The sequence below is a fragment of the Candidatus Methylomirabilota bacterium genome (assembly GCA_035936835.1).
Classification (GTDB): domain Bacteria; phylum Methylomirabilota; class Methylomirabilia; order Rokubacteriales; family CSP1-6; genus AR37.
This window is the reverse complement of record DASYVT010000081.1, coordinates 1-10,290: the sequence shown is the minus strand read 5'-3', so window position 1 is coordinate 10,290 and position 10,290 is coordinate 1. Positions and strand designations below refer to the sequence as shown.

At 68.7% G+C, this 10,290-nt stretch carries 11 protein-coding genes; 3 read left to right on the top strand and 8 right to left on the bottom strand.

The window, feature by feature from the left end; translation table 11 throughout:
- The first annotated feature begins 134 nt into the window (after positions 1-134).
- On the top strand, positions 135-980 hold the full coding sequence (locus tag VGV06_06930) for a tetratricopeptide repeat protein (GenBank protein ID HEV2054888.1): 846 nt from the start codon (positions 135-137) through the stop codon (positions 978-980).
- A 5-nt stretch (positions 981-985) separates the two neighbouring features.
- Here the strand turns inward: VGV06_06930 and VGV06_06925 are convergent, their stop codons facing one another.
- Positions 986-1,351 (bottom strand): hypothetical protein, encoded by a 366-nt coding sequence (locus tag VGV06_06925; GenBank protein HEV2054887.1) that lies wholly within the window; start codon positions 1,349-1,351, stop codon positions 986-988.
- A 232-nt stretch (positions 1,352-1,583) separates the two neighbouring features.
- Here VGV06_06925 and VGV06_06920 point away from each other — a divergent pair, with 232 nt between their 5' ends.
- The gene (locus VGV06_06920) at positions 1,584-2,207 is read left to right on the top strand and encodes an alpha/beta family hydrolase (protein ID HEV2054886.1); all 624 of its coding nucleotides are present in this window, start codon (positions 1,584-1,586) and stop codon (positions 2,205-2,207) included.
- Positions 2,208-2,250: 43 nt separating this feature from the next.
- Here VGV06_06920 and VGV06_06915 read toward each other — a convergent pair whose 3' ends face one another.
- Positions 2,251-2,862 carry a DUF502 domain-containing protein gene (locus VGV06_06915; protein ID HEV2054885.1) on the bottom strand — a complete coding sequence of 204 codons (612 nt, stop codon included), beginning with the start codon at positions 2,860-2,862 and terminating at the stop codon, positions 2,251-2,253.
- Positions 2,863-2,871: 9 nt separating this feature from the next.
- Between VGV06_06915 and VGV06_06910 the strand changes: the two genes are divergently transcribed.
- Positions 2,872-3,630 carry an SDR family oxidoreductase gene (locus VGV06_06910; GenBank protein ID HEV2054884.1) on the top strand — a complete coding sequence of 253 codons (759 nt, stop codon included), beginning with the start codon at positions 2,872-2,874 and terminating at the stop codon, positions 3,628-3,630.
- 148 nt (positions 3,631-3,778) lie between these two features.
- Here the strand turns inward: VGV06_06910 and VGV06_06905 are convergent, their stop codons facing one another.
- From VGV06_06905 to VGV06_06880, 6 genes are all read right to left on the bottom strand, one after another.
- Positions 3,779-4,456: an MBL fold metallo-hydrolase gene (locus VGV06_06905; protein ID HEV2054883.1), complete on the bottom strand. Its 678-nt coding sequence runs from the start codon at positions 4,454-4,456 to the stop codon at positions 3,779-3,781.
- 15 nt (positions 4,457-4,471) lie between these two features.
- The gene (locus tag VGV06_06900) at positions 4,472-6,241 is read right to left on the bottom strand and encodes a DUF4340 domain-containing protein (protein ID HEV2054882.1); all 1,770 of its coding nucleotides are present in this window, start codon (positions 6,239-6,241) and stop codon (positions 4,472-4,474) included.
- Positions 6,242-6,251: 10 nt separating this feature from the next.
- Positions 6,252-7,859 (bottom strand): DUF4350 domain-containing protein, encoded by a 1,608-nt coding sequence (locus VGV06_06895; GenBank protein ID HEV2054881.1) that lies wholly within the window; start codon positions 7,857-7,859, stop codon positions 6,252-6,254.
- A gap of 11 nt (positions 7,860-7,870) precedes the next feature.
- Positions 7,871-8,641: an ABC transporter permease gene (locus VGV06_06890; GenBank protein ID HEV2054880.1), complete on the bottom strand. Its 771-nt coding sequence runs from the start codon at positions 8,639-8,641 to the stop codon at positions 7,871-7,873.
- Positions 8,638-9,630 (bottom strand): ATP-binding cassette domain-containing protein, encoded by a 993-nt coding sequence (locus tag VGV06_06885; GenBank protein HEV2054879.1) that lies wholly within the window; start codon positions 9,628-9,630, stop codon positions 8,638-8,640. The genes VGV06_06890 and VGV06_06885 overlap by 4 nt, the downstream gene beginning before the upstream one ends.
- 47 nt (positions 9,631-9,677) lie before the next feature.
- Positions 9,678-10,290 (bottom strand): formate--tetrahydrofolate ligase (locus tag VGV06_06880; protein HEV2054878.1); only part of this gene is annotated, 613 nt, incomplete at its 5' end.

Genomic DNA, 10,290 nt, shown 5'->3' with positions numbered 1-10,290 from the left:
GGCCAGCCGCATCACGATCATCTCCTACGGCAAGGAGCGGCCGGTGTGCACGGAGAAGACCGAGGCCTGCTGGGGCAAGAACCGGCGCGACAACTTCCTGACAAAGACCCGTTAGCGTCACAGGGTCGGTGGTGATGCAGTCCGCGGTGACCAAGGGGAGCCTCTGGCTCCCCTTGGTCTTTTCCGCCGCCCTCGCGGCCGCCGGCTGCGCCAGCGGCGCGGACGAGGCTGTCCAGCAGGACCTGGCGCACATCCGGAAGGACCTCGACGGCCTGAACCTGGCCGTGCACAGGAGCCGCGGCGAGACCGAGACCGTGCTGAGCCAGCTCGAGCGACGCACCCGCGAGCAATCGGGAGAGAGCGCGCGTCAGCTGTCGGCGATGAACGCCCGGATCGACGGCCTCACGGCCGAGATGAATCGTCTCTCCGTACGCCTCGACGAGCTGGCCCAGCGGCTCGACGGCCAGAACCGCCCGCAGGGCGCCGGACCGAGCGGGCGCCCGACACCCTCGCCCGCTCCCGCCCCCTCGCCCTCGGGCGGGGCCCGCTCGCCGGGTGACGGCACGGCCGAGGAGGGCTATAAGGCAGCCTACCTGGACTTCACCAAGGGCAACTACACGCTCGCCATCGCGGAGTTCCGGGAGTTCGTCCGGCGCCACCCGGACGCGTCCCAAGCCGACGGCGCTCAGTACTGGATCGGCGAGGCCTACTTCAGCATGGGGCGCGCCGCGGCCTCGGCCGGGCAGGCGGAGAAGGCGCGGGAGGCCTTCGAGCAGTCGGTCCAGGAGTTCCGCAAGGTCTTCGTGAACTATCCTCGGGGGCGTCAAGTGCCGACCGCGCTCTACAAGGAGGCGCTGGCCCTGGTCGAGCTCAAGCAGGTGAAGGTGGCGCAGGCGAGGCTGCAGTACCTGGTGGACAACTTCCCGCAGTCGGAGGAGGCGCCCCTCGCCCGGGAGCGCCTCAAGAACCTAGGCGAGTAGGTCCCTCAAGGCGCGTCGCCTTCCGGGTCATAGGTGTCGTTGGAGCCGAAAACCCAGATGACGGTGACGCCGTGGGCGCGACTCGAGTAGACCATCACGCTCCGCTCCGGGTCGTCGGCCGAGACGTCCTGCACGTGCACCGGCGAGGCATACGCGGCGTCGTCGGCGGCCCAGAAGGTAAACGCGGTGACGAGGACCGCCAGGAGCGCCGCGCCGAATGCCAGCCGCGGATGCCCCCAGACAGGCTTCCAGAAGGGGAACCACCACGATTCGCGCACCGGACGGGGCTCTTCGCTCATGATGCGCGCCCGCACGGTGACCCAGAAGCCCGACCAGTCGGGCTCGACCGCCTGGGGGCTCGCATGTCGCACGAACGCCTTCAGCCGGCCCAGGTCCTCTGAGGCGGCCCGGCAACCGGCGCAGCGCTCAAGATGACCCACCACGAAGCGCCCGGAACGGCCCCCCAGGGCACCATCAATGTGCCGCTCGAGGCGGGGACGTACCCAAGCACAGCTCATACTCCACATAGTCGGCAGTATACCTCCACGCCTTGGACGGCTATCCACCCTTGAATATTTGCCCCTACCACTCTAAGGTCGGGAGGTGGAAACACCTCTAGCGCTTGACGTCCGGGGCGGTCTGCGGCTTGAGGCCCTCGTAGCCCTACCGGAGAGCCCCAAGGCCGGCTTGGTGGTCTGCCACCCCCACCCCCTCTACGGGGGCGACATGGACAATCCCGTAGTGGTCCGCGTCGCCGAACTTGCCCAAGGCGTGGGCATGGCGACCCTCCGCTTCAATTTTCGCGGAGTGGGAGCATCGAGCGGCGTCCATGCAGGCGGCGAGGGCGAGCAGGACGACGTGGCCGCGGCGCTCGCGGCGCTCTGCGGGCGGCTGCCCGCGGAGAGCCCGATAGGCCTCGCGGGTTACTCCTTCGGCGCCTGGGTAGCCGCGCGTGTCGCGGCGGCCATGCCTGCCCTGCCCGCGCTGGCCCTGCTGGCGCCCCCCCTCGGGATGTACGATCTGGACTTCCTCGGCCACGCGCCCTCGCATACGCTGCTGGTGTCGGGCAGCCGAGACCAGTACTGCCCCGCGGAGGCGCTCGAGCGGCTGGGGATGCGGCTCGGCACCAGGGCGCAGATCATCGAGGGCGCTGAGCACTTCTTCTTCGGCAAGCTGTTCCCGCTGAGCGAGGCGGTGGGGCGGTGGCTACGGACGTGGACGCCCTAGATCTGACCCGCGGGGGCTGTGATCTGACCCGCGGGGGCTGTGATCAGAGCCGCTCGCGCGGCAGCCGGGAGGGGGTGGCGGTGCCGGCCGAGAGGATGATGCGAATGCCCTCCTCGACCGTGAGCCCGGTGGAGATGACGTCCTGCCGCGGCACCATGATGACGTCGCCCAGGTAGAGGTTGTTGGTCGGGACGAAGACGGTCACCATCTCTCGCTTGCGGCCGGGCGTCTCCACGAGGACCTCGGAGGTGACGAAGCCGAAGACGAACTCGCCCTCGCGGGGGTGCTCGGCCAGGACGACGGCCTTGAAGGACTGGCGCTTCTCGGGCGAGAAGGACTCGATCAGCTGCTTGATGGACGGGTAGATGCTGCGGAAGATGGGCACGCGGATGAACAACAGTTCGACGCGGGCCAGGATGCGCCGGCCCAGAACGTTGGTGGCGATGGTGCCCATGAACAGGATGAACAGCACGGCGGTGAGGAAGCCCAAGCCGGGGATGCGCCGCCCGAAGACCCGCTCGTAGCCGGGGGAGAAAAACGTGTCGATGAAGTCCCAGAACACGTACAGGAGCCATGCGCTGGCGATGGCGGGGACCGTGACGAAGAAACCGGTGATGAAACGGACCTTGAACCAGTTTCGAACCGGGCCGGCCATGATGAATTCATGACACCACAGGGAATTAAGCAAGTCAACAAAACGGCCCGCAAGGTCGCTCTTGTAACGGGCGGCGCGATCCGCCTCGGGCGCGCCATCGCGCTCGAGCTCGCCCGGACGGGCTTTGACGTCGCGGTCAACTTTCACCGCTCGGCTGCCCACGCCCACGCCACGGCCGCCGCGATCGCCACGCTGGGAGCGCGCGTGGTGACCATCCGCGCCGACGTGGCCAAGCCGGTGGAGGCGCGGCGGCTGGTGGCAGAGACCGTCCGACGGCTCGGGCGGCTCGACCTGCTGGTCAACAACGCGGGCGTCTTCTGGCGGACACCGTGGGACACCGTCACCCCGGCCGACTTCGACCGGTTCATCGCCGTCAACGTCAAGGGCGCCTTCTTCTGCTCCCAGGCCGCCGCGCGCGCGATGGGCCGTCGGGGAGGCCGCATCATCAACCTGGCGGATGTGGGCGCCAAGCGGGCGTGGCCGGGCTATATCCCCTACGCGATCTCCAAGGCGGGCGTGGTGATGCTGACGCGAGGGCTCGCGGCGGCGCTGGCGCCCCGGATCCAGGTCAACGCGGTGGGGCCGGGCGCGGTCCTCCTGCCCGAGGATTTCCCGCGCGAGTCGAAGCGGCGGCTGCGGGCGAAGATCCCGATGGGCAGGCTCGGGCACCCGGACGACGTGGCGGCGGCGGTGCGCTTCTTCGCCACCTGCCCGGACTACATCACGGGCCAAGTCCTCTACGTCGACGGCGGCGCCACCGCTGTCTAGCAGGCTGCTCAAAAGGGCCCATCTGCGCCATGTAACAAGAAGTCTGTTGGGGCGCTCTCGGCCGCACGCTCAACGTACAGGAGTACGCCTCGCGTGCGGCCGTCGGGCGCCGCCTCGCGTCTGGACCCTCTTGAGCAGCCTGGGGGCGTTAGCCGCGGCCCATGACGCGGAGAAAGTCGGTCATCGTGGGGAAGCGCATCATTGGATTGTGGCGCTTCTCGTCACCGATCGTGGTGACGGTCCCGCCGTAGTTGTGGCCGGGGAAGACCACGGTGTCGTCCGGGAGAGCGCCCAGCCGCTGGGTCAGCGAGGTGTACATCTCCCTGGGGTCGCTGCCGGGCAGGTCGGTGCGGCCGCAGGAGCGGATGAAGAGGGTGTCGCCCGAGATCAGGCGGCCGTCCACGAGGAAGCACTGGGAGCCCGGCGTATGCCCCGGCGTGTGGACGAACGTGATCTTCATGCGCCCCACGTCGAGGGTGTCCCCGCCGCCCACCTTGACGAGGTCCGAGCCGAAGCCGCGGAGGAACTCGCGCTCGGCCGCGTGGACGTAGACCTTGGCCGGGGCCTTGGCCAGGAGGTCCTCGATTCCGGGGATGTCGTGGCCGAAGAGGTGGCCGCCGACGTGGTCCTGGTGCGTGTGGGTGACGAGCGCGCCGATGAGATGCATCCCGTCGGCCTGGACCTGCTCCAGGATGGCGTCGATCTCCCAGGCCGGATCCACCGCGACGCAGTCCCGCGTCTCCGGGTCGCCGATGAGGTAGACGAAGTTCTGCATCGGGCCCAGCTCCATCTGCCTGAGGTAGACGGTGTCGGAGGGAGTCGTCATGGCGCTGTCGAAAGGTTAGCCTGGTATGTCGGAGGGCGCCTTGCGGATGTCTTCCAGCAACTTCGGGTCGACAGCAAAGATGGCCGGCGACGACTTGCTCCGCACGTAGCTCAGCTTGGGGTCGGTCCGTCCGATGGCCAGGCCCGCCATCTCTTTGCCGTCCGCCTTGAGCACGGCGATCTCGACCTCGGGCTTGTCCAGGCCGAACCGCGCCGCGTCGGCGCCGTCCGCGGCGGCGATCTCCTTCCACTTGAGGGCGCGGAGCGTCAGGAGCAGGCCCGTGACCTTGATCTCCTTGGCCGGGCCCTTCGACGGCTCGAGCACCCGCCATTCGTCCTCGCCGCGGCGCTCCAGCAGCAGGCGCTTGTCGCCGACCGTAACGCGTACGCGCTTGACCTCCTTCATGTCGAATGAGGCGACCACGCTCTTGTCGCGCAGGTCAGTCGCCGTCTTGGAGAGATCGCCGATGTCCTTGGCCTCGACCATGAAGACCGGGCCCTGCGTGGTCGGCGCCGCCACGCCCGTCGGCTCGCCGACCTTGACCGCCTTGGACAGCCCCAGGAGCAGGGTCTTGGGCTCCTTGACGCCTTCCTCCCAGATCTTCACCGTCACGTCGGGCTTGGACAGGTAGCGCGCGACGCCGGCCGGCGACTCGTCGAGGAAGCCCGAGGCGCGCAGGTCGCGGATGCGCCAGAGGAGGCCGTTGACGGCGCCGCTGTCGGCCTTGAGTGCCTCGGGCGCGGTGATGTTCCAGTCGATGCCATTTCGCTCGAGCTTAACGGTCCCCGCCGCGCTCTCGATCTCGACGCGGTTGACCTTGTCGTAGGCGTAGGCGAAGACCACCTTGTCGCGCACCGCCGCGACGGACTTCGGCAGCTTGTCCCAGGTCTCGCTGGGAGCCACGAGCACTTCCTGCTCGCCCTGGCGCTGGACGTAGACGCCCTTTTTCGCGGCGTCGACCTTGCCCAGGAGGAGCGTCTTGGATGTGCGGTCCTTGTCCTTGCCGAGCCAGAGCGTCACGCGCGAGGGTTTGTCGAGGCCGAAGGTTGCCGGCGACTTCGCCGGACCGAGGAACTCCTTCACCGTGACGCTCGCGAGCTTGTCGAGCATCTCCGTGATCATGTCGGCGTCGCCCCGGTAGGGACCGGGCTTGGCGATGCGCCACTTGCCCCCGTCCTCGGCTTCGAGCGTCATCTTCGACCCGTCGAGGTCGAGGTCGACCGCGCTGACGTTCCGCCGGTCGAAGGCGAAGAGGGTCCTGTCCCTGAATTCGGCGACCGGGCGCGTGACATCGCGGGAGATCGAGTCGCCGATCGCGACCACGGCCGGCTTGCCTCCCTCCCGCGCGTAGACCCAGACCCCCGTCGGGTTCTTGCCGCCCAGGGCGAGGGTGAGCGGCGCGGCCTGGCCCTTGACCTCGAGCGTGACGAAGGCTTCCGGCGGCTCGAGGCCGAAGTCGCTTGGCTTGGACGGGTTGGCGTCGATCTCCCGGTCCACTCTCGCTGTCGCCAGTCCAGTGACGACCTCGTTGACGGCGCCGCTGTTCGCCCGCGTCTTGACCGGCTCCAGCATCTCCCAGCCGTCGCCCACGCGCTTGAGCGTGACCGTGTCGTCCTTGCGCTTGATGGTCAGCCCCAGGACGTCCTTGGGCTCGATGGTCCACAGGCGTCCCTTGACGCCGGCCGTCTTCTCGCGCTTCGGGGTCAGCCAGTAGCTGTCCACGACGAGGAAGCCGCCGAGGCCCGCGGCGAGGACGGCGAGGATGGTCAGGGTCTTCCAGCTCATCGTCGGGCAGCTACTTGATGCGGCGGCGGCGGACGACCAGCCAGATCCCGCACACCATCACGGCGCCCGGCAGTATGACGATGGAGAGCCACAGGACGGTCCGGCTCTGGGCGCTGGTGAGGAAGATCGGGTTCTGGCGCGTGTCCTTCGGACGGATGGCGATCTCGCCTTCCTGCCCGGCGAGCCAGGAAACAATGTTGAGGAAGAGATCGCGGTTGCCCTGGAAGCCGAGCCCCTGGTTCGAAGCGAACGTCGAGGTACCCAGGACAACCAGCCGTCCCTCGGGCTTCTTGGCCGCGTCATCATCAGTCTCGGGCTCGGTCTTGGCGCCCGGCGCCGGCACGATCGTGACGGCGGTCAGCACGGACACGGGCCCCGGCGTATCCGCCGGATCCCGGCGCGCGGGCTGCCCGCGCCTGAGCCCGGCCAGATCGGTCTCGCCCCATGAATCGCGACTCGTCTTGGCCAGCGCCGTCGCCATGATTCCCTTGAGCGGGCCCTCCTTCGCCGGCGCGACCGAGCGCGTGACCGGGAAGCCCGTCATGACGTTGGCCATGTCCTTGGTGATCGGGTGCCGCTCGTAACCCGTGACGATCGGCACCTCGGGCCCGACGCCGAAGAGCTGGCCGATGGGACTCGGCTCGACGACGATGTCGTTGCCCAGCGCGACGCCGTACTTGGCGAGGTACTTGACGAGGCCGTCGGCCTGGAGCGGGTCGGCCATGAAGAGCACACGGCCGCCCTGCGCGAGGTACGCGTCGAGAGCCGAGAGCTCGGGCGGCAGGAGATCGGTCTTCGGCCCCGGGACGATGACAACCGCCGCGTCCGCCGGCACCTTGGCCTGGCGCGCCAGCTCGAGCTCCTTGACGGTGTAGTTGGCCTTCTCCATCTGCTCCTTGGCCTGGCTGAGACCGGCCCGCTCGGCGCTCGAGAGATCGCGCTCCCCGTGCCCCTTGACGACGTAGATCACGGGTTTGCCTGAGCGGCTGACCTTGACGAGGGCATTCGTCAGCCGATCCTCATCGGCGTCGAGCACCTTCTCGGACTTGTCCCCGCTCTGCATCACGAGCGTGCCGTAGCTTTCAACGCCGTAGCGCCGCGCGAGCCCCGGCGAGCGGTCGGGGTCCTCCATGCGGTAGGTGAACTTGCCCCCGGAGGCCTGGGCGTACTGCTTGAGCAGGTCCTCGGCCGTGCGCTTGCCGGGCGTGTCTGAGCGGAAGAAGCCGATGACCTCGACCGGCGCCGCAAGCCCCCGGACCAGCTTGACCGTCTGGCGCGAGAGGCTGTGGCGCTTGTTCTCGGTCAGGTCCCAGCGCGCGTTGTAGCGGAGCGACACGGCGTTGGCGAGCACCGCCACGCCCAGGGCCATCAGCACCAGCAAGGCCGCGCTCGCGCCGTGGCGCATCCCGCGGCGGCCGAGGAGCGAGGCGCCCTCGCGCCAGTTGAGCGCGGCCGCCGCGACGAAGAGAACGGCGGCGGCGATCACGAGCGCCCACTGCAGCCGCGTCATCCACGACGCAAAGAGCGCGAGCCCGCCGGCGCCCAGCAGGCAGAGCACGGCGCCCCACATGCCCCAGCGCTTGAGCAGCGTCATGAGGAACGTCTTGAGGAACGTCATGGGGGGCTACCCTAACCCCGCCACCGCTTCGATTCGAGCGAGCGGAGCGTGAGGAACAGCGCGAAGGCGGTCACCGAGAGGTAGTAGACGAGGTCCTTCGTGTCGAGGACGCCCTTGGCGAAGCTCTCCATGTGCTCGATGATGGCGGCCTGCTGGATCACGGTCCGGAGCGCGCCCTGCGCCGAGTCGGCGAACCAGCCGAGCAGCCAGAGGGTCAAGAGCGCGCCGAAGGTGCCGAAGCCCGCCACGATCTGGTTCTCCGTGGTCGACGACACGAAGAGCCCGATGGACAGGAAGGCCGCACCCACGAGCAGGAGGCCGAGGTACCCGGTCAGAACGGCGCCCCACTCGATCCGGGTGAACCAGGCGACGGTAATGGGGTACGAGACCGTCAGCGCGAGGATGGAGGCGTAGAGCGCCAGGGCGGCCAGGAACTTGCCCGCGAGGACTTCGCCGTCGCGCAGCGGGTAGGTCAGGAGAAGCTCCATGGTGCCCGAGCGTTTTTCCTCCGCGAAGAGTCGCATGGTCAGCATCGGGATGAAGAAGAGCAGCACCACGGCCATGTTGTACGTGAGGGGGCGCAGGATGTTCTCCGTGGCGTTGAGGGTCTGTCCCATCTGCGGCTGCATGGCCGAGCGCATCGAGACGTCCGCGTACTGGATGAAGGACGGCGCGAAGAAGAAGGCGGCGATGAAGAGGAAGAAGGTCGCGACGGCATACGCGACGGGCGAGCCGAAGTAGAGACGCATCTCTTTCTTGAAGACCGGCAGCCAGCCCCTCACTGCGCCGTCTCCACCACGGACTCCAAGACCTGCGGCGCGTGCTCCTCGCCCGCCACGACGCGGATGAAGACCTCCTCGAGGGAGAGCCCGACCTGGTGCAGCTCGAGGAGCTCCCAGCCGCGGCCCGCGACGAGCCGCACAAGCTCCCCGCGCACGTCGCGCCCGCGCGGCGACTCGACGACGAACCGGGAGGCGCCGTCGCGGGCGCCGATCGCCTCCACCCCAATCGCTTCTACCGACGTCACGCCGGGCAGGGTCTTTAGAGATGAAGCGATGGCCTCTCCGGGGCCGGCCACCTCCACCTCCACGCGTGCCGCGGGGAAGACCTGCTCCACCAGCTCCGCCTGGGTGCCCTTGGCCACGACGCGGCCGCGGTTGATGATGATGATGCTGTCGCAGACCATGGAGACTTCCGGCAGGATGTGCGTGGAGAGGATGACCGTGTGCTGGCCGCCCAACGACTTGATCAGCGCGCGGATCTCGGTGATCTGGCGCGGGTCGAGCCCGATGGTGGGCTCGTCGAGGATCAGCACCTCCGGGTCGCCTAAGAGCGCCTGCGCCAGCCCCACCCGCTGCCGGTAGCCCTTGGAGAGCTTGCCGATGAGCCGGTGCTGCATGTCGGTGACGAAGCAGCGGTCCATCACGTCGGCGACCTTGGACCGGCGCACTCCGCGCGGGACACCCTTGGCCTCGGCGACGAAGTCGAGATACGCGGCCACCGGCAGGTCGGCGTAGAGCGGGGAATTCTCCGGCAGGTAGCCGATGCGCCGGCGCACCTCGAGAGACTGGCTGAACACGTCGAAGCCCGCCACCCGCGCGCTGCCGCCGCTGGCCGCCATGAAGCAGGCCAGGATCTTCATCGTCGTGGACTTGCCGGCCCCGTTGGGGCCCAGGAAGCCGACGATCTGCCCCTTCTCGACGTTGAACGACACGTCGTGGACGGCCGTCACCGGCCCGTAGCTCTTCGTCAGTCGATCGACCTGGATCATGGATTTAGCCCGCTTCAGCCTGGGCCAGCGCGCAGTATATCACACGGCTAGAAGAGCCCCGTAATCACCCCGTCCGGCGTGACATCCACGCCCTCGGCATTGGCCTTGCGCGGCAGCCCCGGCATGGTCGTGATGTCGCCGGCCTGCGCCACGAGGAACCCCGCCCCAGCAGAGATCCGCAGGTCGTTGATCGTGATCCGGAAACCGCGCGGCCGGTTGAGCAGGGTCGGGTCGTCGGACAGCGACCGCTGCGTCTTGGCCACGCAGACCGGCAGTTGGCCATAGCCCAGCGCTTCGGCCTGGGCGATCTGACGGTCCACCTTCTTCGGGTAGTCGACCCCGTCCGCGCCGTAGATGCGCGTGGCGATGGTCTCGAGCTTGGCCTTCACGGAGGCGTCGAGCGGGTAGAGCGGCGCGAACGCCGAGCGCTCGGTCTCGAGGAGCTTGAGGAGCCCACGCGCGAGGTCCTCGCCCCCTTCCCCGCCCCTGCCGAAGACGTCCGCGACATAGGCCGGCACTCCGAGCGTCCCGCAGCGGTCGAGCACGGCCTGGTACTCGCGCTCGGTGTCGGTCGGGTAGCGGTTGAGCCCGACCAGCACCGGCACCTTGAACTGGCGGACGCAGGCGACGTGGGCGTCGAGGTTGTCGAGGCCGCGGACG